Below are 26,309 nucleotides of genomic sequence, written 5' to 3'. Positions count from 1 at the left end.
AGCAGAAATGTCCAAAACAAATTAATGCAGGACTACAGTTCTAATTACTTAAAAATTAAATAAGGAATGTTTGGTCTAAAACTTGAATATCCCTGACCAAGGGAGGAGGTGTGTAATCTCTATATGAATTTAAATCTTCTTGAGATTCGAAAAATAAATTTATATAAGTATGGATAAAAGCAGCAACAAATAGTTGTTTGTCTTTATCTAATTTGTCGAACGATGTTTTTAAAGTATCTTGACCTTCAACAATCACTTGTTCATCACTACAGCAATCTTTTTTTGAAATATCACACTCTGATGAATCCAATTGCTGCTGAACTTCCATACCACAGGATTCAGCGTGACCAAATAAAGAAGAATCCACTAAAGTATCGCCACAGTAATGACTATCAACAGTAAAAGAAACAGTTGACAACAACACAATAAGTGCTAAGCAAGCGGATGATATTTTATAAAAAACCTTCTTCATTAATTTTACAAAGCTATTAAATTTTTAGCAGAATTTCTTGATTTAACAAATAATTTAGATTCCACTTGAAGATTTGTACTGAATTTAATCCATTACAAATTATAAATTATTGAGTCTAAATTGCTTAAATCTTATTATTAAGAATTATTCTAAATAATATTTTTTTAATTAAAAAAGACTATTACATTTGTCCTTTATTTATATTCATTCTAAATAATTTAAAGCAAATGCGAATTCTCTTTTTTCTAATACTTATTTTGCAATTCCCAAATATATGGGCACAAACTAATCCCCAAAAAAAAGATACTATCCAACAAAAAACGGAACAGTTAAAAGAGGTGATAGTCTCTGGAAATACTATACTCGGTAGTAGGTTTGAGGTTAAAAACAAAACGGGTTCTGCAAGCTATATTTCCGAAGAAGACTTAAAAAAATTCTCTTATACTAACATCAACAGGGTATTACAAACAGTTCCAGGAATTAACATTTATGAAGAAGATGGCTTCGGACTACGCCCAAATATAAGTTTGCGAGGCACATCGCCTGAGCGTAGTGCAAAAATCAATTTAATGGAAGATGGTGTGCTCATTGCCCCTGCACCTTATAGCGCACCTGCCGCCTATTATTTTCCTACCATTGGTCGTATGCAGGCCGTAGAAGTTTTAAAAGGAAGCAGTCAAATTCAATACGGACCCAATACCACTGGTGGCGCCATAAATATGATATCTTCCCGAATTCCAAACAAATTCTCTGGAAGGGCTTCCATTGCTGCAGGAAATTACGATTCAAGAAGTACTCAATTAACAATTGGTGATAGCTATAAAAATTTTGGATTTGTAACGGATTATTTTAATTATAATTCTGATGGTTTTAAAAATCTTGACGGTGGTGGCAATACAGGATTTGACAAATCTGATTATTTGGCCAAGTTTAGGGTTAACTCAAATTTAGACGCAAAAACGTATCAGTCATTAACGTTTAAAATTCAGTATTCCGAAGAAGAGGCAAACGAAACTTACTTAGGTTTGACAGATGAAGATTTTCAAGAAAATACCTTTAGAAGATACAGAGCTTCTTCAGAGGATGTAATGAATGCCGAGCATCAACAATACCAACTTACCCATTTTATCCGATTATCATCATCATTAGACATAAGCACTACCGGTTACTTGAATAAATTCAAACGTAATTGGTACAAATTGGATGATGTAAATTTAGGCGAAAGAGTGAGCATTAGTAATATCCTTTCATCGCCACAGAATTTCCCATTAGAATACCAAACCATTTTAGGAAACGAAAACACCCAAGAAGATGTTATGGGCGTAAAGGCAAATAACAGAGCATACACTTCAAATGGTGTTCAATCCATTGCCAAATTACGATGGGGCTCTGATTGGTTACAAACTTTAGAAGCCGGAATACGCTACCACGAGGATGATGAGGACAGATTTCAATGGGTGGACAGGTATGCATTCTTGAACAATGAATTAATACGTACGACAGTAGGCGAAAAAGGGTCTGACGCTAACCGCATAAGTGGTGCAAAAGCTCTCGCTGCACACCTCTTATACACCCTAAAAGTTGAGAACCTGACCCTAACACCTGGCTTACGCTATGAGAATATAACTCTAACCCAAATGGACTATGGCACCAATGACCCTTCCAGGACTGGTCAAGATTTATCCATTCGCGAAAACAAGGTAAACGTATGGATTCCTGGTTTAGGCGCAAACTACAGATTTAGTAACGATTTTTCAGTTTTTGGTGGTGTACACAAAGGGTTTTCCCCACCAAGCAATACACCAGGGCAAAATGCCGAAGAAAGTATTAATTACGAAATAGGAACCCGATTTAGCGTTAAAGGGCTACAAGGGGAACTTGTTGGGTTCTACAATGACTATCAAAACCTACTGGGAAGTGATTTGGCTGCTACAGGTGGTCCGGGAAGTCTTGACCAGTTTAATGCAGGTGAAGTGCGCGTAAGCGGAATTGAATTTTTACTGAATTACAACCTACTATATAATAAGTCAGAAAAATTTAAACTTCCTGTGTCGGTTTCCTATACCCTCACGGATACCGAATTTCTGACCAGTTTCGATAGCAACGAGGATATTTATGGAGTGGTGACCAAAGGGGACGAAATACCATACATCGCAAAAAATCAGTTAAATGCAACTTTTGGGCTAGAGCATAAGAAATTTGAAGTAAACCTAAATTCACGATATACTGGAGCATTTAGAACTAAAGCTGGTTCAGGATCTATTCCTGAAAATTTTAAAGTGGATTCTAACTTCATAGTTGACTTATCTGCTCGTTATTTTCTTAATGAAAATTTTACGCTATCAACAAACATCATAAACCTATTTAATACAAAATATGCTGTATCTCGTGTGCCAGCAGGTCTACGTCCTGGCCATCCTTTTGGAATTAACTTTTCTGTAGCATATGGATTTTAAGAGAAATTATATTTGATGACAAATATCATATTCCTGTTGAACCTTTAAAATTATCTTCGCATTAATTAATTATGCTTCCAATTGATAATAAGCTTATTAAGTATCATCATTTAATCTATGAAAAACCTTTAATGTTGGACAAAATTTATTAATTTTATAGAGTGAAATCTTTTTTTACCAAAATACTGTCCTTTTTTTTAGCAGTTTTTATACTGTTTTCTACTTCTTCTTTCACGGTGGATATGCACTTTTGCTGTAATAAATTGGTGGATATGGCTTTTTTTAGTAAGGCAGAATCTTGTATGGAGACAGCGCAAAAAAAAGATTCAAATTCCAAGCAATGTACTTCCATACAAGAGAAGGATTGTTGCGATAATCAGACCATTGTAAAAGAAGGAGATGACACCTTTAAGAAGTCCAATACAATTTTAGAGATTGAGACTTTAGTTTTCTTAAATACTTTTTTTAATACTTATATTAATCTGTTCGAGGGGCTAGAAGAAAACGTCATTTCTTTTAAAACCTATAGGCCGCCTTTATTATCTACAGATATTATAATTCTCAACGAGACCTTCTTAATTTGATTTTCTACATCGCAGATTGACTTTAATCTGCATTACCTCTATAGCCAAAGTTTCACTTCTGGCTAACATTTGTTGTACTCTATTCCCAACAATACCATACACCATTAACCCTGTTAGGTCTTAACCTTTCAAACCATTGAGTTAAAACTCAATGACAATACATTATATACTATGAGCAAACCAAAAGAATTTTGGATTAAGAATATGGTCTGTAATCGCTGCTTAAAAGTAATTATGCAGGAGTTACAGGAACTTGAAGTAACCGTACTTTCATTGGAATTGGGAAGGTTGTTGGTAAAAGCACCAAATAAAACAGACAATGAAATTATCAATGCAGTAACAACCGTGCTTCACGCCAATGATTTTGAAATAGTGCAGAACGAAGAAGAAATGCTCGTAGAAAGAATCAAGATTATTCTAATTGAACAATTGCAAGAGCTACCATTACATATCAAAGTAAAAACATCTGAACTATTGGCATCAAACCTTCATAGGGAATACAAGACATTGAGTAAATTATTTTCAGCAAATCAACAGACAACCATTGAAAAGTACTTTATCAAATTAAAAATAGAGAAAGTTAAAGAGCTCATTCAACTCAAACAACATTCCTTTTCAGATATAGGGTACTTATTGGACTACAGCAGCGTAAACCATCTGTCTAGACAGTTCAAAGAAGTAATTGGAGTGAGTATGACCGATTATAAAAATACTGAAAACTGGAAAAGAAATTTTTACGATGAAATTATGTAGATAACAACGAAAGTTATGCAGATAAACGCTTAAGGCAATCATTAATTTTATCAAAATAAATCAAACTAAAATGAAAAAACTACTCATCACATTAGTATTAATTCCCTTTCTAGGGATTGCACAAACTATAGAAAATTTAGAGTACATCTCGCCTTTTAACAATGAAGTAGCTGCCATTAAAAAAGGGAATGAATGGGGGTTTATTGACCAAGACGGCAAAGTAATCATTGATTTTCGAAATGATTTGGTGCTAACCAAAACAGGAAATGCAACCTACCCCATATTCAGTAACGAAAAATGCTTGATTGCCCATCAAAAAGATGGCATACTGTATTATGGCTATATCGATAAAACTGGAAAAACTGTCATTACACCTCAATTCTTGAATGCGACCAATTTCGAATATGATAAGGCATTGGTACTAAAAGTTGAAAAAGAGACTATAGGCTATAATGACATTTTCAACAAAGACGTCGTTAGCTACCATTATTTTGAAGTAGTTATAGATAAACAAGGAAAAACCATTGACCATCTAACTCAATTGGCCATTCACATATCGCCTAAAGATAAGGAAGATAAAAATCCACCTATCATAACCTCTAAATTGATTTCGGAAAATTTAGTGACCATTAAAGACAGCAACAAGAAATGGCGTTTAAAAAAAATTGAATAACAATGAAAAAGTTCCGGACAGAAATGAAATTAAAGAAGATTGAAAACCTTTTTAAATCTGACAGTTAATAGCTGATAACCCATTCCCTAAACTACGGTTTGTGGATTGTTGGGAATGGGTTTATAAAAATAAATGTTTAACTCAATAAAATAGAAAATTATGAAAACATTACTAATTGTTTTATCAACAATCGGGCTTTTAAGCTTAAGCAGTTGCAACCAAGGAGCAGATCCTCAAGCACTTTTGGAAAATCCTGAAACTCGTACGGAGGTGTTTAATGCCATTACCGAGAACCACGATTATATGACCGAGTTTATGGAAAGTATGCACGGCAGTCAACACACAATGGCAATGATGCAGGGCAACAAAAAAATGATGGGCTCTATGATGCAAGGAGAAGGAATGCAAATGATGATGAAGGACAGTACAATGATGCATTCGATGATGAACCAAATGATGAATGACGGAAAAATGATGGGAACAATGATGAAAATGATGCACGAAAAAGGAATGATGAGCGAGGACTGTATGGAATCTTGCTCAAAGATGATGGGCGAAAAAGGAATGGATATGCAGAATATGAATAGTCCAAACAAACAGGATCATACCGAGCATCATTAATTTTTAACTTCTAAATACAAAAACAATGAAAAACAATCACTGGATTTGGATGGTCATAGGTTGTGGGCTACCACTATTGTTCATCTTTTTAGCGCCCTCATTTGGTATAGGAGGTGGTTCATCACTATTTATTTTCATCCTTTTTATGTTCGGCATCCATCTGTTTATGCCCCACGGTTCACACGGACACGGAAGGCACAATAATCATAAGCATCAGGATAGCGACCACAATCATTCTGAACAAGAAACAAAAGAAGAACACAAAGGACATCAACATCACTAAAAACTATATACAATGAAACAAAAATTTCAAATAAACGGAATTAGTTGTGGTGGATGTGTAGCAAGGGTCAAGAAGACTTTGGAAGAACATCCCAATATCGAAAAGGCAGAAATTTTTCTGGCACCAAAAGGAGCTACACGTATCACGATGAATGAAGCACTTTCGGTTGCCGACTTGCAAAAGCAACTCGATGAGCTCAATGGATATACAATCACAGAACTTAATCAATAACAATTAAAACCTAAAAACTATGCATTTATACGACGGACACTTTGGAGGAATGCACCTAATATGGTGGATTATATGGGTCATCTTACTTGCTTGGATATTCTTTATCCCAGCAGATATACCCTATCAAAAAACAATAAAGGACAGCCCACTGGATATTCTTAAAAAACGCTATGCAAAAGGCGAAATATCCAAGGAAGACTATGAAGAATCTAAAAGAATTTTAAACTCGGACAACTAATCTTAAACTATAAAATTATGCATCGCTTAAACGTAAAAAAACTCGGATTTGCCTTCGGTCTTACAGGAACCATAATTTATTTGGGCTGTATGATAGTAATGGCTACAGCAGGGCGGGAAGGTTCAATCATCTTTTTCAATAGCTTATTGCACGGCTTGGATACCACCAATGTCATTAGAATGGATGTTCCCCTATTAGAAGTGTTAATGGGTATCGTACAAACTTTTATCCTTTGGTGGCTTATAGGCGCTTCTATTGGCGCTTTTTATAATGCGCAAATAAAAATAAAAAAGTAAAAAAACCTTTTAGGATTTATGCAGTATGTCTGGTTCATATGGTCGCTTATCATTCTTGCTCTTTGGGTAGTTATATATATATCCAAAAAAGGAGTTAGGAAAGAAATGCTCAAAATGAGCCTGATTACGATGCCCTTTGGTTTAACAGAACCGTTGTTTGTACCAGAATATTGGTTTCCACCTTCGCTTTTTGATTTGGCCGAAAAAACAGGCTTCGATATCGAAAGTTTGATTTTCTCTTTCGCAATAGGTGGAATTGGCACTGTACTCTACAACCTTATTTTTAAAAGAGGACTTGCCGAAATACCACATAGCGAACGAAGTCATAGTAGGCACCGATTGCATATTTATATACTTTTTATACCAGCAGCTGTATTCATCATTCTGGCGCTTTTTACGTCGCTCAATCACATTTATTGCGGCATTATAGCTTTGTTCATAGGTGGATTGGCGACTCTTTATTGTCGCCCAGATTTAAAAGGAAAGATTTGGGTTGGGGGAATTCTGTTTACGGTATTGTACTTTATTTATTTCGGAAGCATCCTTCCGTTCTATCCTCAATATGTGGAGTTGTACTGGAATCTAGACAACCTGACCCATATTCTTGTCTTGGGCATTCCTATTGAAGAATTAATGTTCGCCTTCACTTTTGGGATGTATTGGTCTGGATTGTATGAACATATCTATTGGCGAAAACTCATTCAAACTGAAATAATTATTCCACTTAAAGATTAACACTATGAAACGAATACACTCAAATCAAAAAAACAATGCTATCCAAGTTGTAGCCATTAAGAACCCAGTAAGAAAGATATACCAGGTATCCATCGCTATATTGTTCCTTCTACTGCTTTCAGCAGTAGTTCTATCCTGTTCTGGCAAGAAAAAAGATGTTGCAGAAAGCGTAACACAGCCAACTGTTGAAACATCCCAAACAGCAAATGAGGCCATTATATCAGCCCAAAATTATGAAATCGTTCCCAACGAAAAAGTCTGTATGGTCAATGACCGATTTATGGGTGTGTCACAAATACCTATTGACGTCAATGGAACTACCTACTATGGTTGTTGTGAAAATTGTGTTGAAAAGTTACAGAAAAATCTAGATGATGTTCGCTTTGGGAGTAATCCACTAAATGATACAAAAGTTGATAAAGCTTCAGCAATTATTGTTCAAGATAAAAGTAGCGGAAGTGTTTTTTATTTCGCTTCCATAGTAGATGCCCAATCATTTATAAATAAGAATAAAGGATAGGAAATCTTTATTCATAAAAATTCAAGTTATGAAAATAGTGTTAGCCATAGATGGTTCTGATTTTAGTAAACTAGCAGTAAAAGAACTTGCAAAATTACCCTTACAAAATGAAAGTGAGGTCTGCATTATAAACGTGTATGAACATCCTGCGATATCAACACCATCATTAATTACATCAACAAGTTCTATTAATTCCTACTACAAAGAGTTTTTATCAAACGCTGAAAAAATAGGGAAAAAGATTGTTTCCGAAGCTGGTAAAATATTGAAAGAAAAAAATAGCTCACTTCGTATAACAACAAATGTTGTCAGCGGTCTTCCTAAAAAAGAAATTTTGGAAAAAGCGGAATCTTTTGATGCCGATTTGATTGTAGTGGGTTCGCAAGGGCAGGGCGCATTTTCACGTCTTTTATTAGGTTCCGTTTCACAGTATTTAGCAACACACGCCAAATGTTCAGTAATGATTGTAAAAGACAAGGACACAAAGTAAACTATTGCTAATACCAATGATATAAAAATTAAATATGAACGCTAACCACTCAAATAATAATATAAAAGAATCTGCTTGCAAGGTAACAGATGAAATCTGCCTTCCAGACTCTAATTTACCTCGTGTTATTATTATAGGTGGTGGGTTTGCAGGTTTAGCGTTGGTTGAAAAACTGAAACACAAAGAGGTGCAGGTGGTACTGTTCGATAAAAACAACTTCCACCAGTTTCAGCCCTTATTTTATCAAGTGGCAACGAGTGCTTTGGAACCTGATAGTATTGTAATCCCTTTCAGAAAACAAATTAGTGGTTATAAAAATGTATTGTTTCGTTTAGCTGAAGTCGAGGAAATCCAACCTTCTACAAACACCATTATAACCAATAAAGGAAGAGTTCACTTCGACTATCTCGTATTGGCAACGGGTACAACAACTAATTTTTTTGGTATGGACAATGTTGAGTCCCATAGTCTTGGGATGAAAAACATTCGCGATTCTTTAAATATTCGCCATATGATGCTGCAAAATCTGGAACAAGCTGCAATCACTTGTGATGATAAAGAACGTGATGCCTTAACAAATTTCGTCATCGTTGGCGGTGGTCCCGCTGGTGTGGAAATGGCAGGAGCTTTGGCAGAATTCCGCAAATATATTCTTCCCAAAGATTATCCAGAATATCCTTCTTCCATAATGAACATCTATTTGATTGAAGCCATTGATGAGCTTTTAAGTACGATGTCAGACAAGGCATCATCAAAAACGCTAGAATATTTGAAGGATTTGGAGGTAAAGGTATTACTCAATGAATCGGTAAGCAATTACGATGGTTCACAGGTTGTCACAAATTGTGATAAGATTATTTTAACAAAAAACCTAATCTGGACAGCTGGTGTGAAAGGACAGTTTCCAAAAGGTATTGATAAAAAACACGTGGTAAAGGGTAACCGCTTAAAAACAGACTCATTTTTAATGGTAGAAGGCTACAAAAACATTTTTGCCATAGGCGATATAGCGGCTGTAATTACAGAAGAAACGCCAAAAGGACATCCGCAAGTAGCACAAACAGCTATTCAGCAAGGTAAATATTTAGGTAATGTATTATTGAAAATTATTAAGGATGAGGGTGTGAACCCTTTCGAATATAAAGACAAAGGTTCATTAGCTACAGTAGGGAAACGTAAGGCAGTAGCTGATTTGGGCAAATTTAAATTTGCAGGTTATTTCGCTTGGCTATTATGGTCAGTTGTACACTTATTATCCATAAGCGGATTTAGAAATAGATTGATGGTTGGTTTTAATTGGGCGGTAAGCTATTTCACATATGAAAAGAGCAACCGCCTAATTATTAGAAATTTTAAACCAAAACCTTCAGTTAATAACACAAAGAAATAATTTACGAATGAAAGACACAACAGATAAAAACAATAAGCTTTCCTTAATAGGGTCTATATCTCTAGGAACTGGTGTAATGATTGGTGCTGGCATATTTGTTCTAATGGGACAAATAGCGGAGTTAGTAGGAGATCTGTTCCCGATTGCCTTTATTGCGGGAGCTGTCGTGGTGGGTTTCAGCTCTTATTCCTACGTAAAGTTCTCAAATGCTTTTCCATCCTCTGGAGGTGTGGTTAAGTTTTTCAATAAATCCTATGGACCTGGAACGACAACCGGTGTCTATTCTTTACTAATGTATGTTTCAATGGTCGTTGCACAAAGTTTGGTTGCAGGAACCTTTGGCGCTTATACCCTTCGATTATTCCCAGAAAGTTATGCTGGTTATGCATCCATACTTGGTATTCTACTTTTGGTAACAGCTTATATAATAAATATTCTAGGAAATAAAGTAATTGGAGCAACGGCCACTTTTACAGCAATTATTAAAGTAGGTGGTATTGCACTACTTGCGATTGCAGGTCTGGTAGCTTCCGGATTTGCGGATATTACAGGAGACTATATCCCACAAAATACCGAAACTTTACCACAAGGGTTCGGCTTTGTAGCGGCATTGGCATTATCAATCCTTGCCTATAAAGGGTTCACAACAATAACGAATCAAGGTGGAGACATCAAAAATCCACACAAAAACCTTGGAAGATCCATTGTGATTTCTATTCTTATCTGCACACTTATTTATGTAGCCTTGGCACTTGCTGTTGCAGGCGGTTTAAGCATTCCTGAAATAATAAAGGCAAAAGATTATGCTTTGGCAGCAGCAGCCGAACCTGTTTTTGGGGAATGGGGCTTATGGTTTACTATAGCAATCGCTATTGTAGCAACCTTTTCAGGGGTTATCGCCAGTGTATTTTCGGCATCGCGCTTATTGGGGATGTTGAGTAATATGAAACAAGTACCCTCTTTAAAAAGGATAGGTAATTTTAAAAATCCAGCGCTCATATTCACGGTTTCCCTTGCCATTTTACTCACTGCCCTTTTCGATTTAACAAGAATCGCTTCTATAGGAGCTATTTTCTACCTCATTATGGATATCGCTATCCATTGGGGGCTTTTTCGCCACCTAAAAAACGAGGTAAAATTTAACCCCATCATTCCGTTAATAGCCATTGTAATGGACATTGCAGTACTAGCAGCCTTTCTATATATAAAATATCTGAATGATCCAATGGTGCTCATCGTAGCAGCAATTGGAATTATCCTGATTCTCATTGCGGAACGTTTTTTTATGATTTCGCATACAGACGATGATGGCAATATGCCTATGGGAATGGAGAATACAAATAATAAAAACAACAAATCATAATTAATTAAAACAATTTATATGAAAAATATAGCAGTTATAGGATACGGAGTCATCGGAAAAAGGGTGGCCGATGCCATCAATCTACAGGACGATATGAAGCTTTCGGGCGTGTGTGATATCATAAGCGATTGGCGCATTCAAAATGCCGTGAGAAAAAAGTACGATATCTACGCAGCAACTCAAGAAGCAGAAGACAGAATGAAATCCGAAGGTATTTCAGTAAAAGGCGATATGCACGACCTGTTGAAAAAATCAGATCTCGTTGTGGACTGTACCCCTAAAAAGATTGCGGCTCAAAATGTAGCAATTTATAAAGAGCAAAACATCAAATTTATTTTACACGGAGGCGAAAAACACGAAACAACAGGCCATTCCTTTAGTGCTGAAAATAATTATCAGTCTGCTCTAAATCTAGATGCTACACGTGTAGTTTCCTGCAACACCACTTCTATTTTAAGGACGTTGACCGCTTTAAAAAGAGCCAATTTATTGGATTATGCTAGAGGTACACTTTTAAGAAGAGCAACAGATCCTTGGGAAAGCCATTTAGGTGGTATTATGAATACGATGGTTCCTGAAAAAGACATCCCGAGCCACCAAGGTCCTGATGCTAAAAGCGTTGACCCAGATTTGGATGTCATCACTGCCGCAGTAAAAGTTCCAGAAACTTTAAGCCATATGCACTATTGGAATGTGAAGTTAAAAAAACAAGCCTCGAAAGAAGAAGTGCTGAATGCTTTTAAGACATCTAGTCGTATCAAGCTAATTCAATATGACAAAGGCCTAGTTTCTAACAACACTATCAAGGAAATGTTTTTGGATATGGGAAGACCTTGGGGCGATATGTATGAAGTAGCACTATGGGAAGATATGCTGAAGGTAGTGGGGGATGAACTTTTCTACGCCTATGTGGTAGACAACCAAGCAATTGTTATACCCGAAACTATTGATGCCATTAGAGCACTTACAGGAATTGAAACAGATGGTGCCAAATCTATCGCTAAAACAAATGAAAGTTTAGGAATTCATTAAATCATTAATACAATGAAAATAGACATAAATATTACACAACTGTTAGGGGAAAAAGCAGACTTCTATTTGAATCACGTTTGTGAAAAAATAACCAAGGATGAATTGCAAACCCCAAGTAGAACGAGCCTAGATAAGGTATTTACCCAAAGCAACAGAAATCCGCAGGTACTGCGAAGCCTTTCGCAATTGTATAACTACGGAAATCTTGGTGGCACAGGCTACTTGAGTATTCTGCCTGTTGACCAAGGTATCGAGCATAGTGCGGCCTTTTCATTCTATAAAAACCCTGATTATTTTGACCCAGAGAATATTATAAAACTCGCCATTGAGGCCGGTTGTAATGGTGTGGCTTCCACGTTTGGTGCTTTGGGATTGAACGCTAGGAAATATACCCATAAAATCCCTTTTATCGTAAAGATTAATCACAATGAACTGCTCACATTTCCTAATAAATATAACCAAACCTTATTTGGTAAAGTAAAAGCTGCGTGGGATATGGGAGCAGTTGCTGTCGGTGCTACTATATATTTTGGTTCCGAAGAAAGCAATAGACAGCTTAAAGAAATAGCTGAAGCTTTTGAAGAAGCCCACAATTTAGGTATGGCTACCATTTTATGGTGCTATACCCGAAACGAAGCTTTCAAAACTGGAAAAGAAGATTATCACGCTGCTGCCGATGTAACAGGGCAAGCAAATCATATTGGGGTAACCATTCAGGCAGATATCATTAAGCAAAAATTACCTACAAATAACTTTGGTTTCAAAGAAATCGGTTTTGGAAAATATGATGATGAAATGTATGAGACGCTGACAACAGAACATCCCATCGACCTATGCAGGTTGCAGGTGGCTAATTGCTTTATGGGAAAAATCGGATTGATTAATTCCGGTGGTGGCTCTAAAGGTAAGTCTGATTTGGTGGAGGCAATAACAACTGCCGTTATCAATAAAAGAGCTGGTGGCTCTGGATTGATAATGGGAAGAAAAGCGTTTCAAAAGCCCTTCGGTGAAGGCGTGGAAGTATTACAATCCGTTCAGAAAGTTTATTTGGATACTAAAATTAGCATTGCATAACAATAAAAAGGAATGTTCGACACAGAAGTAAAATCACTTAAATCATTCAATCACTACCTCTCAAAATTGGTAGAAAGTCGTCTATGGCTAAAGGTTATCATTGCCTTATTTTTGGGTGTTGGTTTTGGATTGCTGTTAAGTCCTCAAAACGGGTGGATTACTAAAGAAACAGCAGACATCGCAGGGAATTGGCTGGCATTGCCTGGCGTACTTTTTCTAAAACTGGTTCAAATGATTATGATTCCTTTGATTGTGGCTTCTATCATCACAGGAATCGCAAGTAATGAAAAGGACAGTCTAAAAAAATTAGGTGGTGGCGTTTTATTATATTTTCTAGGCACTACCATAGTTTCGGTAAGTTTGGGTGTAATACTATCTCAAATTTTTAGACCTGGTCGCTTTTTACATCAACAGGCTCTAGCTGAACATAATGAAATTACTGCTGTTCCAACGGAAAATCCCGAGCTTTCCTTCGGCCTTGAAACTATTCCAGATGCCATATCAAACTTACTTCCAGAGAACCCTTTAGCATCTATGGTTAGTGGTGAAATGTTAAGTATTGTGATTTTCACAATCATTATTGGTGTAGCCGTGCTATCACTTGAAAATGCCTTACTGCGCCCAGTAAAGCTTCTTTTAAGTGCCATTCAGGAAGTCTGTATGACAGTAGTAAAATGGTCAATGCTTCTAGTACCTATTGCTGTTTTCGGACTAATGGCGCAGCTTACCTCTAGTGTTGGTTTAAGTTCTTTATCAGGTTTAACGTACTATGTTGGGGTAGTACTTCTCGGTCTTCTTTTATTGGTAATTTTCTATTTGGGACTCATCGTACTTCTCGGAAAGAAAAACCCATTGCATTTCCTAAAAAAAATAAGGGATGTTCAATTATTGGCTTTTTCAACCACAAGTTCTGCCGCTGTGATGCCCTTATCTCTAAAAACCGCCGAAGAAGAACTAAAAGTGGACAAGACTATTAGCAATTTTATCATACCTATAGGGGCGACCGTTAATATGGATGGTACTGCACTATATCAAACTATTACAACTCTTTTTATTGCCCAAGCTTACGGACTGGAAATGAGTTTACTCAATATTATAGTGGTCATTGTAACTATTGTCGCTGCATCCATTGGTACACCTGCCATTCCAGGAGGTGGTGTGGTTATACTCGCTTCTGTTTTGGGAAGTGTCGGCATACCTGCTGAAGGCATCATCATTATCATTGGTGTAGAAAGACTCTTGGGAATGTTTAGGACTGCTGTAAATGTAACTGGTGATTTAACTGCCTGTATGGTCTTCAATAGATTCTATGGTAAAACCCCAATCTTGGTTAGTGAGAAAACGAATAATAAATCAATTTCAAAACAATGACATTACTACTCATATCCATAGTGCTCATTCTTCCTGTTGTGGCTATTGCCAGCTATCAGCATTATAAGATTGGTAAGCAACCAGCTTATGATGCCAAAGAAACACTGTTGAATTATGAAATAATAGGCTCTGGAGAAAACAAACTTGTTTTGTTACACGGTTTAACAGGCTCATTGCATTATTGGAAACGCAATTTAGAAAGTATTACAACTACGCATAAGCTACTTTTAGTCGACCTGCTAGGTTTTGGTGATTCGCCAAAACCACAAAGTGATTATTCCCTTTCAATACAATTGCAGGCCCTTGAATTGATTCTTAACAAAGAAGGATTCAATGATGGAAATATCATTATTGCAGGACATTCTATGGGAGCTATGATTTCATTAGCAATATTGGAAAAGCAACCAACTTGGTTCAAGGCAGGAATTTTTATAAGCATACCTGTTTACAAGAACGCTGATGAGTTTAAAGAAATTATGTCTTCTCATTCCTTTGTAGATAGGATTTCAACAAGCAAATTCTCAAAATACATTTGTATGATTCATCCCATATTTATGTCAAGTGCATTCAAGCCTGATAACCTAACAGATGAAGTTTATGAAGATGCAAAAAAGCATCATTGGATGAGTTATTATTATTCGCTCACAGAAGTCATCTTAAAAACAGATTTATATGCGATTGCAAAGAAAATTAAGGATAAAAACGTGCTTTTTATTCACGGAGAAAAAGACACCACTGCACCTGTAGAAAATGCCTTAAAATTATCAAAGGAATTTAAAAACCCACAAGTAATTACTTCATCTGAAGGAGACCATCAATTCTTTCTGAAAGAAGCAGAATTTGTTTGGAACACAATTCAAGATTTTACTATTTCTGAAAAAAAGTTAAAAAAAACCATACCCAATGAGCACGAATAAAATCAAACATATAGGCGTATTCACATCTGGAGGCGATAGCCCTGGGATGAATGCTGCACTATATGCCATTGCCAAATCCGCTGAAGCAAAAGACGTAAAAATAAGTGGTTTTCGAAAAGGGTATGAAGGGTTGATAGATGGTGATTTGATACCATTAAAATCTCACGAACTAAAAAAAATAACCCAAAAAGGTGGCACTATTCTCAAAACAGCACGAAGCAAACGATTTCTGGAATTAGAGGGTCGTAAAAAAGCATTGCAAACTTTAAAAGCAAATAACATAGATGCTTTAATTGCTATTGGTGGTGATGGTACTTTTAAAGGTCTATTAGCTTTTTCAGAAATATGCGGCATTCCGTTTATAGGCATTCCTGGCACTATAGACAACGATATTTTTGGTGCAGATTACACCCTTGGTTTTGATTCGGCTGTAAACACTGCCATTGAAAATATTGATAAAATAAAAGATACTGCCGAATCCCATAACCGCGTATTTATTGTTGAAGTAATGGGAAGGGATTCAGGCTACATCGCTATTCATTCAGGATTAATGGTAGGTGCCGATTCCATCCTTATTCCCGAGAGTGGAAAGGACTTTATTTATCTATTGGACAAGGTTAAGAATTACGATAGTGAAGATGCCTTCCTTGTCGTGGTTTCTGAAGGTGATGAACTAGGTGCTGAACTTGTTTCCTTAAAAATAAAGGAAGTCAATCCCAATGTCGATTTACGAATTACGAAGCTTGGGCACGTACAGCGAGGTGGAAATCCGTCAGCTTTAGATAGAATGTTGGGCATTAGACTAGGAGTGGCAGCTGTAAAAACACTTTTACAAGGCAAAAAAAATGTAATGGTAGGAATCTTAAATAATCAATTGCATCTAACCTCTTTTAAAGAGGTGGTCAAGCAACATCAGGTAAATACTGAATTATACAAACTTTTAGAACTATTTGGAAAGTAAGAAATGATAGAAGCCTTTAAAAATATCAACCCATTTATCCTCGGACTACTCATAAGTCTAGGCATAGGTCTTATTCTGGGACTGGAACGTGAATACGACAAATTGAAGGAAGAACAAGGTTTTGCTGGGATAAGAACCTTCCCTATTGTCGCTATTATTGGTTTTATCTTGGGAAATCTTTCGATTACCTACACGCCTTGGCTAGTTATTGTTATTTCGGCAGCATTTCTTTTGTTTTTGTCCTTGAGTCATCTTTCCATAGTTCAAAAACATATTATGACTGGTATTACCACCAATATGGCATTATTCGCTACTTTGATTTTGGGCGTTATGGTCGCTAATCATTTGCACAAGGAAGCAGTTGCGACCGCAGTAGTCGTGGTTACTCTGTTATCGTTAAAAACGACTTTCAATACTTTCATTAAAAATATTACTTCAGAAGAGCTTTTTGCCTTTATTAAGTTTTCAATTATTGCGCTTCTTATTTTGCCTTTCTTACCAAATCAAGACTATGGTCCAGAAGGTTTGCTTAACCCTTTTGAGATTGGAGCAATTATAGTGATTGTCTCTTTTCTTAACTTCATCGGCTACTTTCTTGTGAAATATGTAGGTTCTAAACGTGGTATTCTACTCACTGCAATTTTAGGCGGATTGATTTCAAGTACCGCAGTAGCTTGGATTTATGCTTCCCGAAGTAAGGAATCGCCAGAACTTTCAAAAGAATATGCTGCGGGTATTATTATAGCTTCCGCAATTATGTTTCCCAGACTTGCGATTCTGGCCTATATTTTCAATAGTGCCATACTTTTAAATTTAGTCATTCCATTTACTATTCTTACCCTTATCTGCTTGATAAGCGCACTCTTATTCATCAAAAAGAATACAGATGTCACAAAAACAGCTATCAATCTGGGTAATCCGCTCAATATTTGGAACGCCCTTGGGTTTGGTGGTATTTATGTGGTCATCCTGTTTGCAGTTTTTTATGGAAATCAATTTTTTGGCGAAAGCGGTTTATACTATTCAGCCCTAATTGCAGGATTGGCAGATACGGATGCGATAACTATTAGTATGGCAAAATTTGGGTCATTGGAAGAAAAACTCACGCTGGCCACCAATGTCATTATAACAGCAACCATAAGCAATATGATTGTAAAACTTGGTATTACCTATTTCAAAGGTTCAAAAAAGACCGGGAAACTCGTGATGCTAATTTTTGGAACTGTTGTCATCGTAGGGTTAGTATATATTTTAATACAGTTAGGAAATTAAAAAAAGTGAAATGAAAACAACAGTATTCAGCACGCATAAGTTTGAAGAGCCGTATCTCGTAAAAGCGAATGATGGCAAGCATCAATTAAAGCTGCTTGAAAGTCGTTTAACTCAAGAAACTGCTATTCTCGCAACGGGTTCTAAAGCAGTAAGTCTATTTACGGGCGATGATGCCTCGGCACACATTCTTGAAAAATTCAATGCTTTTGGCGTAAAATATATTGCTCTGCGTTCAGCAGGATTCAATCACGTGAATTTAGCAAAAGCAGCTGAACTGGATATGAAGGTGGCACGTGTTCCAGCCTATTCCCCTTATGCCATTGCAGAGCATACAATGGCGCTCATACTTGCATTAAACCGAAAATTGATTAAAGCACACAACAGGGTACGTGACCAGAATTTCTCATTGAACGGTCTTACCGGTTTCGACCTCAATGGAAAAACCGTCGGCGTTATCGGGACTGGAAAAATTGGGTCTGTATTGGTAAAAATACTACACGGTTTTGGTTGTAAATTACTTGTTCAGGATGTCATTGTGGATGAAAATTTAATCAATTCCTACAATGTAATCTATACCAATTGTGAAACTATTTGTAAGCAGTCCGATATCATAAGCTTACACGTACCACTAACGTCTTCAACGAAACACTTGATTGATGCAAAACATATTTCATTAATGAAGCAAGGCGTAATGCTTATCAATACAAGTCGTGGTGGATTGGTCGATACCAAAGCTGTTATCGAAGGATTGAAAACTAAAAAAATTGGGTATTTCGGAATAGATGTGTATGAGGAAGAAGAAGGATTGTTCTTTGAAGACCATTCCGATGACATTTTGCAAGACGATGTGATTGCCCGATTAATGACCTTCAACAATGTTTTGATAACCAGTCATCAGGCCTTTTTAACCGAAACTGCATTGACAAATATTGCTGAAACCACGATATATAATCTGGATTGTTTTGAAAAAGGCAAAGTTTCAGGAAACCAAGTTTCTTGATTAAGAAGCAAAAAATAGTAGTAACACTTAAATCTTAAAATTATGAATCGAGTAAAAAATAAAGTAGCCATTGTCACAGGAGGTGCCTCTGGTCTAGGTAAATCAAGTGCTATTTTATTAGCACGTGAAGGAGCAAAAATCGTTGTTACAGATATAGATGAAGAAGATGGAAAAAAGGTAGTCCAACAAATCAAAGCTAACGGTGGGGAGGCTATTTTCATTAAACAAGATGTATCCAAAGAAGATGAATGGAAAAATGTCATTGAGACCACGCTCAAAACTTTCGGAAAATTACACATATTAGCTAATTCTGCCGGAATAGGATTAGGTGGAACTGTAGAAGAAGTTACCCTTGAAGATTGGAAAAACCTCATAGATGTAAACCTAAATGGCACTTTTTTAGGTACTCAATATGGTATAAAGGGTATGAAGGAAACTGGAGAAGGTGGTTCCATCATCAACTTCTCTTCCATTGAAGGACTTATCGGGGACCCTAACCTACCTGCTTATAACGCAAGCAAAGGCGGTGTTACCATATTCACGAAATCTGCTGCCCTGCATTGTGCAAGACAAGGCTACGGAATCCGTATCAATTCTATACATCCTGCTTATATCTGGACACCAATGGTAGAAAATTTTCTGAAAGCTCAAGGTGATGTAGAAGAAGGCAAAAAGCAATTAGAAAGTTTGCATCCTGTTGGCCATTTGGGAGAGCCTGATGATATAGGCTATGGAGTCGTCTATCTAGCTTCGGATGAATCCAAGTTTATGACTGGTTCTGAATTGGTAATCGATGGTGGCTATACCGCACAATAACAGAAGAATATAAAATTCAAAAATTATGAAAAACATACTTGTACCTACCGATTTCTCTGAAAACTGTACTAAAGCTGCACATCTCGGGATTAAAATGGCAAAAACATACAATGCAGAAATACACTTTCTACATCAAATGACAACACCTGTGGATTGGGTAAAATTAGACAAACTTAAAGAAAAGCGTTATCCAGAAACCTTAAAGCAGATAGGTGCTGCAAAGGCTAATTTACGTGAACTCGAAAAAATAGCGGAACACGACGGTCTTAAATGCCGAACCTTTCTTCAGTTCGATTCAGGACAAAAAGATATTCTGGAACATTCTGGCCATTTTCATCACGATTTTATTATAACTGGCAGTAGTGGAACAAAGGGTCGAGTGAGGGAAATAACTGGCAGCAATGTTGAGAAAATTGTCCGAAAGGCCAATGCCCCGATTATTGTGGTCAAAGAAGAGGAAGTAACATTTCCCTTTAAGGACATTCTATTCGTATCAGATTTTGAAGAAGATGTGAGTCATCCGTTTCAAGAAGTACTTTCGATAGCTGAAAAATGTGATGCAAAAATTCATTTGTTACGCATAAATACAGAAACAGACTTTAACAGTATAGAAGTTGGATTAAACCCTGTTAAGGAATTCCTTGAAAAGTTTCCCGACCTAAAAAAGTTTTCTATGAGTGTTCATAACGAATCTTCAGTAGAGGCAGGTATTAATACATTTTTAAAACATCAGCCAGCAGATTTAATTGCGATGAGTACCCACGGAAAGACAGGATTTTTGAGCTTATTTTCAAAAAGTATTGCCGAAGGTGTAACCAATCATTCAGAACTTCCTGTAATGACCATACATATTAAAAAATGAAACATCCAATAAACATAGTAAAATATTCGGGCGACGTGGTAGCCTTTGATGTGGATAAACTTATCAATTCATTAAGACGTTCGCAAGCAAGTGAAGAATTGATTCAGCAAATAGTAGGGCAAGTTGAAGACCAATTATATGAAGGCATTACCACCAAAAAAATCTATCAAATGGCATTTAAAATGCTAAAAGGTAAGTCGAGAGTAAGTGCTTCAAAATACAAACTCAAAAAAGCCCTGATGGAATTAGGTCCTTCTGGCTTCCCATTTGAGAAGTTAGTAAGCAAACTACTGGCACACGAAGGATTTTCAACACAGGTTGGTGTAATAGTTCAAGGCAATTGCGTTCAGCACGAAGTGGATGTAATAGCCCAAAAAGACAATACCCATTATATGATTGAATGTAAATACCACAGTGACCAAGGTCGCTTTTGCAACGTTAAAATTCCCTTATATATCCACTCAAGATTTTTAGATGTTGAAAAACAATGGGAACGTCAAAAAGGTCACGAAGCCAAGCTTCATAAAGGAGGCGTTTACACCAATACACGATTTACAAGTGATGCGGTGAAATATGGTAAATGCGTGAGGCTACTATTGACAAGTTGGGATTATCCAATTGGTGACGGTTTAAAAGACAGAATAGATAAATCGGGGCTGCATCCATTAACAGCATTAACAACACTTACCAAAGCTGAAAAAACAAAACTATTGGATGAAGGTATCGTACTCTGTAAAGAGCTTCACGAAACCCCAAAAATTTTAGAACAAGTAGGAGTGCCAAAATCAAGACACAAAAAGGTTCTCGAAGATTCAAGAGAATTATGTGGAATTCATTAGAGCACTAATTTTTAATCTAAATAAATAGGACAAATGAAAACAGAAGAACTGAAAGAACAGAACCGTATAGATTTAGAGCCATTTTACCAAGCATTGGAAGATGATTCTAAACTACTTGAAGAAGCCCTCGAAATATTATTGGGTATGGTACACTTCGAGCCTAAATCCGTAAAGAAGTTGGCACTCGTAATAAAAGAGGATTCCCGCAATCTATATAACGAAATAGCAGAATTGAGCAAATCGAACCAAGACAAAGGAAATACGCCTTCCTGTTGTGGTGGACATTAATAAATACTATAACGATGAAAAACAAAAAAATAAACATCCACTTTTTGGGAGCGGCAGGCACCGTGACTGGCTCAAAATATTTGGTGGATACAGGAGATAGAAAGATACTTATAGACTGTGGCCTCTTCCAAGGGTTAAAGGAATTACGCCTTAAAAACTGGGAGTACCCACCTGTTAATGTAGGTGATATTGATGCTGTTTTGCTTACCCACGGTCATATGGACCATACAGGTTATTTACCCAGATTGGTAAAACAAGGCTTCAATGGTCCCATTTATGGTACGAATCCTACTTTGGACATTGCAAAAATCATTTTGAATGATAGTGCAAAAATACAGGAGCAAGAAGCCGAACGTGCCAATAAGGAAGGCTATTCCAAACATAGTCCCGCAGAACCATTATACGATTTAAAGGATGTAGAAAAAACTATCCCACACTTTAAAGGAATTCCACAATCACAATGGATTCCGTTATTTGATGGTATTAGGGTTCGCTTCCAATACAACGGACATATTCTGGGTGCAACCTATATTGAGTTGGATGTGCACGGAAAACGTTTTGTCTTTTCAGGAGACATTGGTAGAACCAATGATTTATTGCTCTATCCACCCCTTAAACCAAAAAAAGCGGATGTGCTTTTCATTGAATCCACTTATGGTGGAAGGTTTCATCCCGATGAAGTAGAAGCACTTCCACATATTGAAAAATTAGTAAATGATACCATCAACAGAGGTGGTAGCTTATTTGTCCCAAGCTTTTCGGTAGAACGTGCCCAGCTAATGATGCTCATCTTTTGGAAATTATTGAAAGAAAAGAAAATCCCCAGAGTACAAATGATTATGGACAGCCCGATGGGTGCCAATGTATTGGAACTGTTTCATAGAACTCGCGATTGGCACAGATTGGAGGACAACGAATGTGACGAAATGTGTTCTCACTTTACGGTCGTAAGCAGTTATCGGGAAACAATGGAATTAAGAACAGACAACAAGCCAAAAATCGTGATTGCAGGAAGCGGAATGCTCACAGGCGGAAGAATGCTCAACTATCTCGAAACCCAAGCGCAAAATCCAAATAACACCTTACTTTTTGTAGGCTATCAAGCCGAAGGCACACGTGGTAGAAAATTATTGGAGGGTGAGAAAGAACTAAAAGTCTATGGAAAATGGGTGCCGTTTCATATGGAAGTTGCTGAAATCGAAGGGCTTTCGGCACACGCAGACCACGCTGAACTTATGGATTGGATGCGCAAAATAAAAAATAAGCCAGAGCGGGTTTTCATTGTACACGGTGAAAAAGAAAGTGCAGAAGCATTACAAAAGGGCATCAAGGAAACCTATGGGTGGGATGCAGAAATTCCGCAATTATACACCATCGAAGAAATAGAATAAATCGAAAAATCACAACAATCAATAAAATATGGACACACACTCAAACATATTAAAATATAAACATCTCGGAATCTATACCCAAAACGAAAATGTAGTGTATATGCGTGAAGATTGCCACGTCTGTATTTCAGAAGGGTTTGAGGCACTTACCCGAATAAGAATATCCAATGCAAATAAATCAATCGTAGCAAGTCTTAATGTCCTGAATTCTGATATTCTGTTGCCCAATGAAATCGGACTATCAGATGCTGCTGCGAAAAAACTGAATGTTTCCCCAAATGATACATTATATGTTTCCCATTTAGAACCAATTGAATCTTTAAGCCACGTCAGGGCGAAAATTTATAATCAAAAACTGGATTATTCAGCATTTAATGAAATCATAACCGATATAGTTGAAGGCGATTATTCCAACATCCACCTTTCGGCATTTATTACGGCCTGTGCAGGTGACCGACTGGATATTGACGAAATATCTGACCTTACCAAAGCAATGATTGCTTCTGGTAAGCAAATGAATTGGGACAAAGAAATTGTGGTCGATAAACATTGCATTGGCGGATTGCCTGGAAATAGAACCACCCCATTAGTGGTTGCTATTGTCGCTGCGTATGGACTTACAATGCCTAAAACATCCTCACGCGCCATCACTTCGCCAGCAGGCACAGCGGATACTTTGGAAGTACTGACCAATGTGACGCTTTCTTTAGAAGAAATAAAGACCGTGGTAGAAAAAGAAGGCGGTTGTTTTGTTTGGGGCGGAACAGCCCAATTAAGTCCTGCGGATGATGTGCTCATCAAAATTGAAAAAGCCTTGGATATTGATAGTGAAGGGCAGCTCATTGCTTCGGTACTCTCTAAAAAAGCAGCAGCTGGTTCCACTCACGTGGTCATTGATATTCCCGTGGGTGAAACCGCCAAGGTTCGCAGTACCGAAATGGCTCAAAAACTAAAAAATCATATGGAAACCGTTGGGACATCTGTTGGCTTGAATGTAAAAGTTGTCATTACAGATGGCTCACAACCTGTCGGAAGGGGTATCGGCCCCACTTTAGAAGCCATTGATATTTTAAAAGTTTTGAAAAATGAAGCAGATGCACCAAAAGACCTAACAGAAAGAGCATTGCTTTTAGCCGCTGAACTAATAGAGCTTTCTGGCAAAGTAGAAAAAGGGAAAGGGTTAGAAACCGCACATCAAATTCTCACATCTGGTCAGGCTTATAAAAAATTCCTTGCTATTTGTAATGCGCAAGGTCGCTTTTCAAAACCTGTTTTAGCACCCTATAAAACCGAAATTAGAGCAGAAACCTCTGGGAATCTAAAGCGAATAGATAATAGGAAGATTGCAAAACTCGCCAAGCTTTCTGGCGCACCGCAGTCTAAATCGGCAGGGATTCTTTTGAATGTCCATTTAAATGAAAAAATTGAAATAGACCAATTATTATATACCATATATGCTGAATCCAAAGGCGAACTCAACTATGCTCTGGAATATAAAAACAACCATAATGACATCATAACTATAATTTAAAAAACTATGAAAACAATATTATTCAGTCTTCCCGGAAACGAAAAACTCACAGAACTAATGGCTACAAAAATGGATGCCGAAGTTGGCAAAGCCACTTTGCGCAACTTCCCTGATGGAGAATCCTATACACGTATCTTATCTGATGTTAAAGACAAATGTGTTGTACTGGTATGCACCTTGCACGAACCAGACGAAAAACTATTGCCCCTTTATTTTTTAAGTCATACTGCCAAATCATTAGGGGCAATGTGCACCTGTTTGGTAGCGCCCTATTTGGCATATATGAGGCAGGACAAAGTATTTAATGAAGGCGAAGGGGTAACTTCTGGCTTCTTCGGAAAATTGATTTCAGGTTTTGCCGATAGCATTACCACGGTTGACCCTCACTTGCACAGAATTAGTTCATTAGGAGAAGTGTATCAAATTCCAAATAAAGTAATTCACGCTGCCGATGCTATTTCAGATTGGATAAAGGAAAACATCGAAAACCCAGTACTTATCGGTCCCGATTCTGAAAGTGAACAATGGGTTTCTGAAGTTGCTAAAAATGCAGGAGCACCATTTATAGTATTACAAAAGGTGCGTCACGGTGACCGTGATGTAGAAGTCTCTGTTCCTGATGTGGACAAATACAAAGATGCCACACCTATTTTGGTAGATGATATTATTTCTACGGCGCGAACGATGATTGAAACCGTGGTGCATTTGAAAAAAGCAGGGATGAGACCACCTATATGTGTTGGTATTCACGCCGTTTTTTCAGGTAATGCCTATCAAGATTTGTTGGATTCCGGAGTAGAAAAGATAGTGACCTGCAATACCATTCCGCATCCGTCCAATGGCATAGATTTAAGCGATATACTGGCAAAAGAGGTAAAGAAATTAATGCACCATATATGAGAAGTCGAATCTTCATAGTACTGATTATTTTATTCAGCATCACAATGACTGGACAAACTGAAATGCTTATTGGGCAGATTTCAGGCAGATTGGTCATTCGTGAGAATTTTGATGAAAAAGGTGCTTTTCTCAATAAACAAACTTTTGAAGCTGGTAAAACAATAGAGAAAAATGGATACTATGAAATTAAGGTGGTTACGGAATTGTTTGATAAAGACAAAATAGCGACCGATAAATACACCACAACCTATCGCTGTAAGCCTGATGAAGCCAGTATAATGGTAATGGCATTTCCATTTTCAAACCCAAAATCAAAAGAAACCGAAATTAATACCACTTCTAAAAAATTTAAAGAACTCTACGACTTGAAAAATCTTGAAAATATAGAACTGGAAATGAGTTTTGATTCGGGCTTGTTGAATTTTTTTGGCTCAAAAAGTACCATAAAAATTTACGACCGAAAATTTAATAATAGCGAAAATAATATTAATTCAAAAATTAACATTAAGGCCTATGCCTTGGGAATTCGCATTAAGCAACTCAATTATACTGTTAACGAGAAATTAAATGCACAAGGTCTATTGACCTTTCAAAAATTTACCGAAGAAGACAACAGTTATTTTACAATGACTTATAAATAATAATAAATGAAAAATTATGACACCCTTTCAGAAGCTATTAACGATTTGCAGACAAACGAATACCCTTATGATTTCAACTTAAAACCTGAATGTCTGGAATGTGCTTCCCTGAAAATTGAGATTCGACCAGAAGATTTTAAAGTGGATAAAATATATCGCTTTGAAGGAATGAGCAGTACCGATGATAACAGCATTTTATATGCAATATCTTCCAAAAAAGGGCTTAAAGGTCTTTTAGTAGATGCTTATGGCGTCTATGCCGAAAACATATCGGAAGCAATGAGAAAAAAATTACGATAACACTTAAAC

At 36.9% G+C, this 26,309-nt stretch carries 31 protein-coding genes; 30 read left to right on the top strand and 1 reads right to left on the bottom strand.

Going from position 1 to position 26,309, the window contains the following annotated elements:
* Positions 1-55: 55 nt before the first annotated feature.
* The gene (locus HM990_RS00855) at positions 56-472 is read right to left on the bottom strand and encodes an HYC_CC_PP family protein (RefSeq protein WP_178987122.1); all 417 of its coding nucleotides are present in this window, start codon (positions 470-472) and stop codon (positions 56-58) included.
* A 227-nt stretch (positions 473-699) separates the two neighbouring features.
* Between HM990_RS00855 and HM990_RS00850 the strand changes: the two genes are divergently transcribed.
* The 30 genes from HM990_RS00850 (at position 700) to HM990_RS00705 (ending at position 26,300) form a co-directional block, all read left to right on the top strand.
* Positions 700-2,928, top strand: a complete 2,229-nt coding sequence (locus HM990_RS00850) for a TonB-dependent receptor family protein (RefSeq protein WP_178987121.1) — start codon at positions 700-702, stop codon at positions 2,926-2,928.
* 161 nt (positions 2,929-3,089) lie between these two features.
* Positions 3,090-3,512 carry an HYC_CC_PP family protein gene (locus tag HM990_RS00845; protein ID WP_178987120.1) on the top strand — a complete coding sequence of 141 codons (423 nt, stop codon included), beginning with the start codon at positions 3,090-3,092 and terminating at the stop codon, positions 3,510-3,512.
* 171 nt (positions 3,513-3,683) lie between these two features.
* Positions 3,684-4,265: a helix-turn-helix domain-containing protein gene (locus HM990_RS00840; RefSeq protein ID WP_178987119.1), complete on the top strand. Its 582-nt coding sequence runs from the start codon at positions 3,684-3,686 to the stop codon at positions 4,263-4,265.
* Between the two features lie 70 nt (positions 4,266-4,335).
* The gene (locus HM990_RS00835; protein WP_178987118.1) at positions 4,336-4,938 is read left to right on the top strand and encodes a WG repeat-containing protein; all 603 of its coding nucleotides are present in this window, start codon (positions 4,336-4,338) and stop codon (positions 4,936-4,938) included.
* A 159-nt stretch (positions 4,939-5,097) separates the two neighbouring features.
* Positions 5,098-5,559, top strand: a complete 462-nt coding sequence (locus HM990_RS00830) for a hypothetical protein (protein ID WP_117157960.1) — start codon at positions 5,098-5,100, stop codon at positions 5,557-5,559.
* Positions 5,560-5,584: 25 nt separating this feature from the next.
* A complete protein-coding gene (locus HM990_RS00825) occupies positions 5,585-5,842 on the top strand; it encodes a hypothetical protein (protein ID WP_034886845.1) in 258 nt (85 codons plus the stop codon).
* A 12-nt stretch (positions 5,843-5,854) separates the two neighbouring features.
* Positions 5,855-6,073, top strand: coding sequence for a heavy-metal-associated domain-containing protein (locus tag HM990_RS00820; RefSeq protein ID WP_034886844.1), 219 nt, complete (start codon positions 5,855-5,857; stop codon positions 6,071-6,073).
* A gap of 19 nt (positions 6,074-6,092) precedes the next feature.
* Positions 6,093-6,311 (top strand): SHOCT domain-containing protein, encoded by a 219-nt coding sequence (locus HM990_RS00815; protein WP_070237420.1) that lies wholly within the window; start codon positions 6,093-6,095, stop codon positions 6,309-6,311.
* A gap of 17 nt (positions 6,312-6,328) precedes the next feature.
* The gene (locus HM990_RS00810; RefSeq protein ID WP_070237419.1) at positions 6,329-6,607 is read left to right on the top strand and encodes a DUF5676 family membrane protein; all 279 of its coding nucleotides are present in this window, start codon (positions 6,329-6,331) and stop codon (positions 6,605-6,607) included.
* A 114-nt stretch (positions 6,608-6,721) separates the two neighbouring features.
* Positions 6,722-7,342 carry a lycopene cyclase domain-containing protein gene (locus HM990_RS00805; protein WP_229719337.1) on the top strand — a complete coding sequence of 207 codons (621 nt, stop codon included), beginning with the start codon at positions 6,722-6,724 and terminating at the stop codon, positions 7,340-7,342.
* 4 nt (positions 7,343-7,346) lie between these two features.
* Positions 7,347-7,862, top strand: coding sequence for a hypothetical protein (locus HM990_RS00800; protein ID WP_178987116.1), 516 nt, complete (start codon positions 7,347-7,349; stop codon positions 7,860-7,862).
* 28 nt (positions 7,863-7,890) lie between these two features.
* The gene (locus HM990_RS00795; protein WP_178987115.1) at positions 7,891-8,352 is read left to right on the top strand and encodes a universal stress protein; all 462 of its coding nucleotides are present in this window, start codon (positions 7,891-7,893) and stop codon (positions 8,350-8,352) included.
* Between the two features lie 34 nt (positions 8,353-8,386).
* Entirely contained in the window at positions 8,387-9,742 is a 1,356-nt protein-coding gene (locus HM990_RS00790) for an NAD(P)/FAD-dependent oxidoreductase (RefSeq protein ID WP_178987114.1), read from the top strand.
* Positions 9,743-9,749: 7 nt separating this feature from the next.
* Positions 9,750-11,105, top strand: coding sequence for an APC family permease (locus tag HM990_RS00785; protein ID WP_047418802.1), 1,356 nt, complete (start codon positions 9,750-9,752; stop codon positions 11,103-11,105).
* Positions 11,106-11,123: 18 nt separating this feature from the next.
* Positions 11,124-12,137 carry a type II glyceraldehyde-3-phosphate dehydrogenase gene (locus HM990_RS00780; RefSeq protein ID WP_034886831.1) on the top strand — a complete coding sequence of 338 codons (1,014 nt, stop codon included), beginning with the start codon at positions 11,124-11,126 and terminating at the stop codon, positions 12,135-12,137.
* 12 nt (positions 12,138-12,149) lie between these two features.
* The gene (locus HM990_RS00775) at positions 12,150-13,211 is read left to right on the top strand and encodes a class I fructose-bisphosphate aldolase (protein ID WP_178987113.1); all 1,062 of its coding nucleotides are present in this window, start codon (positions 12,150-12,152) and stop codon (positions 13,209-13,211) included.
* A 12-nt stretch (positions 13,212-13,223) separates the two neighbouring features.
* Positions 13,224-14,582, top strand: a complete 1,359-nt coding sequence (locus tag HM990_RS00770) for a dicarboxylate/amino acid:cation symporter (protein ID WP_009778890.1) — start codon at positions 13,224-13,226, stop codon at positions 14,580-14,582.
* Complete coding sequence (locus HM990_RS00765; protein ID WP_178987112.1) at positions 14,579-15,499, top strand: alpha/beta fold hydrolase; 921 nt, start codon at positions 14,579-14,581, stop codon at positions 15,497-15,499. The genes HM990_RS00770 and HM990_RS00765 overlap by 4 nt, the downstream gene beginning before the upstream one ends.
* Complete coding sequence (locus tag HM990_RS00760) at positions 15,486-16,460, top strand: ATP-dependent 6-phosphofructokinase (RefSeq protein ID WP_178987111.1); 975 nt, start codon at positions 15,486-15,488, stop codon at positions 16,458-16,460. Before HM990_RS00765 ends, HM990_RS00760 begins: the two co-directional genes overlap by 14 nt.
* A gap of 3 nt (positions 16,461-16,463) precedes the next feature.
* Positions 16,464-17,732, top strand: coding sequence for an MgtC/SapB family protein (locus HM990_RS00755; RefSeq protein ID WP_178987110.1), 1,269 nt, complete (start codon positions 16,464-16,466; stop codon positions 17,730-17,732).
* Positions 17,733-17,742: 10 nt separating this feature from the next.
* Positions 17,743-18,732 (top strand): 2-hydroxyacid dehydrogenase, encoded by a 990-nt coding sequence (locus HM990_RS00750; protein ID WP_178987109.1) that lies wholly within the window; start codon positions 17,743-17,745, stop codon positions 18,730-18,732.
* Positions 18,733-18,774: 42 nt separating this feature from the next.
* Positions 18,775-19,548 carry an SDR family oxidoreductase gene (locus tag HM990_RS00745; RefSeq protein WP_070237408.1) on the top strand — a complete coding sequence of 258 codons (774 nt, stop codon included), beginning with the start codon at positions 18,775-18,777 and terminating at the stop codon, positions 19,546-19,548.
* Positions 19,549-19,573: 25 nt separating this feature from the next.
* Positions 19,574-20,410 (top strand): universal stress protein, encoded by an 837-nt coding sequence (locus tag HM990_RS00740; RefSeq protein ID WP_178987108.1) that lies wholly within the window; start codon positions 19,574-19,576, stop codon positions 20,408-20,410.
* Positions 20,407-21,249 (top strand): ATP cone domain-containing protein, encoded by an 843-nt coding sequence (locus HM990_RS00735; protein WP_178987107.1) that lies wholly within the window; start codon positions 20,407-20,409, stop codon positions 21,247-21,249. Before HM990_RS00740 ends, HM990_RS00735 begins: the two co-directional genes overlap by 4 nt.
* A gap of 33 nt (positions 21,250-21,282) precedes the next feature.
* Positions 21,283-21,537 (top strand): hypothetical protein, encoded by a 255-nt coding sequence (locus HM990_RS00730; protein WP_009778882.1) that lies wholly within the window; start codon positions 21,283-21,285, stop codon positions 21,535-21,537.
* A gap of 14 nt (positions 21,538-21,551) precedes the next feature.
* Positions 21,552-22,928 (top strand): MBL fold metallo-hydrolase RNA specificity domain-containing protein, encoded by a 1,377-nt coding sequence (locus HM990_RS00725; RefSeq protein WP_178987106.1) that lies wholly within the window; start codon positions 21,552-21,554, stop codon positions 22,926-22,928.
* A 28-nt stretch (positions 22,929-22,956) separates the two neighbouring features.
* Positions 22,957-24,459 (top strand): thymidine phosphorylase family protein, encoded by a 1,503-nt coding sequence (locus tag HM990_RS00720; RefSeq protein ID WP_178987105.1) that lies wholly within the window; start codon positions 22,957-22,959, stop codon positions 24,457-24,459.
* A 6-nt stretch (positions 24,460-24,465) separates the two neighbouring features.
* Positions 24,466-25,359 carry a ribose-phosphate pyrophosphokinase gene (locus HM990_RS00715; protein WP_073100511.1) on the top strand — a complete coding sequence of 298 codons (894 nt, stop codon included), beginning with the start codon at positions 24,466-24,468 and terminating at the stop codon, positions 25,357-25,359.
* A gap of 44 nt (positions 25,360-25,403) precedes the next feature.
* Complete coding sequence (locus HM990_RS00710) at positions 25,404-26,000, top strand: hypothetical protein (protein WP_229719336.1); 597 nt, start codon at positions 25,404-25,406, stop codon at positions 25,998-26,000.
* A 6-nt stretch (positions 26,001-26,006) separates the two neighbouring features.
* Positions 26,007-26,300, top strand: coding sequence for a hypothetical protein (locus HM990_RS00705; RefSeq protein ID WP_034886805.1), 294 nt, complete (start codon positions 26,007-26,009; stop codon positions 26,298-26,300).
* Positions 26,301-26,309: the final 9 nt, after the last annotated feature.

This window comes from Winogradskyella schleiferi (assembly GCF_013394655.1).
GTDB lineage: Bacteria > Bacteroidota > Bacteroidia > Flavobacteriales > Flavobacteriaceae > Winogradskyella > Winogradskyella schleiferi.
This window is presented reverse-complemented; position numbering and strand designations above follow the sequence as displayed.

Coding starts and splice junctions, on each gene's coding strand:
- HM990_RS00765 (WP_178987112.1), top strand. CDS start 14,579: ATGACATTACTACTCATATCCATAGTGCTCATTCTTCCTGTTGTGGCT.
- HM990_RS00735 (WP_178987107.1), top strand. CDS start 20,407: ATGAAACATCCAATAAACATAGTAAAATATTCGGGCGACGTGGTAGCC.
- HM990_RS00750 (WP_178987109.1), top strand. CDS start 17,743: ATGAAAACAACAGTATTCAGCACGCATAAGTTTGAAGAGCCGTATCTC.
- HM990_RS00725 (WP_178987106.1), top strand. CDS start 21,552: ATGAAAAACAAAAAAATAAACATCCACTTTTTGGGAGCGGCAGGCACC.
- HM990_RS00770 (WP_009778890.1), top strand. CDS start 13,224: ATGTTCGACACAGAAGTAAAATCACTTAAATCATTCAATCACTACCTC.
- HM990_RS00715 (WP_073100511.1), top strand. CDS start 24,466: ATGAAAACAATATTATTCAGTCTTCCCGGAAACGAAAAACTCACAGAA.
- HM990_RS00810 (WP_070237419.1), top strand. CDS start 6,329: ATGCATCGCTTAAACGTAAAAAAACTCGGATTTGCCTTCGGTCTTACA.
- HM990_RS00775 (WP_178987113.1), top strand. CDS start 12,150: ATGAAAATAGACATAAATATTACACAACTGTTAGGGGAAAAAGCAGAC.
- HM990_RS00790 (WP_178987114.1), top strand. CDS start 8,387: ATGAACGCTAACCACTCAAATAATAATATAAAAGAATCTGCTTGCAAG.
- HM990_RS00805 (WP_229719337.1), top strand. CDS start 6,722: ATGAGCCTGATTACGATGCCCTTTGGTTTAACAGAACCGTTGTTTGTA.
- HM990_RS00825 (WP_034886845.1), top strand. CDS start 5,585: ATGAAAAACAATCACTGGATTTGGATGGTCATAGGTTGTGGGCTACCA.
- HM990_RS00720 (WP_178987105.1), top strand. CDS start 22,957: ATGGACACACACTCAAACATATTAAAATATAAACATCTCGGAATCTAT.
- HM990_RS00730 (WP_009778882.1), top strand. CDS start 21,283: ATGAAAACAGAAGAACTGAAAGAACAGAACCGTATAGATTTAGAGCCA.
- HM990_RS00840 (WP_178987119.1), top strand. CDS start 3,684: ATGAGCAAACCAAAAGAATTTTGGATTAAGAATATGGTCTGTAATCGC.
- HM990_RS00705 (WP_034886805.1), top strand. CDS start 26,007: ATGAAAAATTATGACACCCTTTCAGAAGCTATTAACGATTTGCAGACA.
- HM990_RS00800 (WP_178987116.1), top strand. CDS start 7,347: ATGAAACGAATACACTCAAATCAAAAAAACAATGCTATCCAAGTTGTA.
- HM990_RS00795 (WP_178987115.1), top strand. CDS start 7,891: ATGAAAATAGTGTTAGCCATAGATGGTTCTGATTTTAGTAAACTAGCA.
- HM990_RS00740 (WP_178987108.1), top strand. CDS start 19,574: ATGAAAAACATACTTGTACCTACCGATTTCTCTGAAAACTGTACTAAA.
- HM990_RS00815 (WP_070237420.1), top strand. CDS start 6,093: ATGCATTTATACGACGGACACTTTGGAGGAATGCACCTAATATGGTGG.
- HM990_RS00710 (WP_229719336.1), top strand. CDS start 25,404: ATGACTGGACAAACTGAAATGCTTATTGGGCAGATTTCAGGCAGATTG.
- HM990_RS00855 (WP_178987122.1), bottom strand. CDS start 472: ATGAAGAAGGTTTTTTATAAAATATCATCCGCTTGCTTAGCACTTATT.
- HM990_RS00835 (WP_178987118.1), top strand. CDS start 4,336: ATGAAAAAACTACTCATCACATTAGTATTAATTCCCTTTCTAGGGATT.
- HM990_RS00850 (WP_178987121.1), top strand. CDS start 700: ATGCGAATTCTCTTTTTTCTAATACTTATTTTGCAATTCCCAAATATA.
- HM990_RS00760 (WP_178987111.1), top strand. CDS start 15,486: ATGAGCACGAATAAAATCAAACATATAGGCGTATTCACATCTGGAGGC.
- HM990_RS00820 (WP_034886844.1), top strand. CDS start 5,855: ATGAAACAAAAATTTCAAATAAACGGAATTAGTTGTGGTGGATGTGTA.
- HM990_RS00785 (WP_047418802.1), top strand. CDS start 9,750: ATGAAAGACACAACAGATAAAAACAATAAGCTTTCCTTAATAGGGTCT.
- HM990_RS00755 (WP_178987110.1), top strand. CDS start 16,464: ATGATAGAAGCCTTTAAAAATATCAACCCATTTATCCTCGGACTACTC.
- HM990_RS00830 (WP_117157960.1), top strand. CDS start 5,098: ATGAAAACATTACTAATTGTTTTATCAACAATCGGGCTTTTAAGCTTA.
- HM990_RS00745 (WP_070237408.1), top strand. CDS start 18,775: ATGAATCGAGTAAAAAATAAAGTAGCCATTGTCACAGGAGGTGCCTCT.
- HM990_RS00780 (WP_034886831.1), top strand. CDS start 11,124: ATGAAAAATATAGCAGTTATAGGATACGGAGTCATCGGAAAAAGGGTG.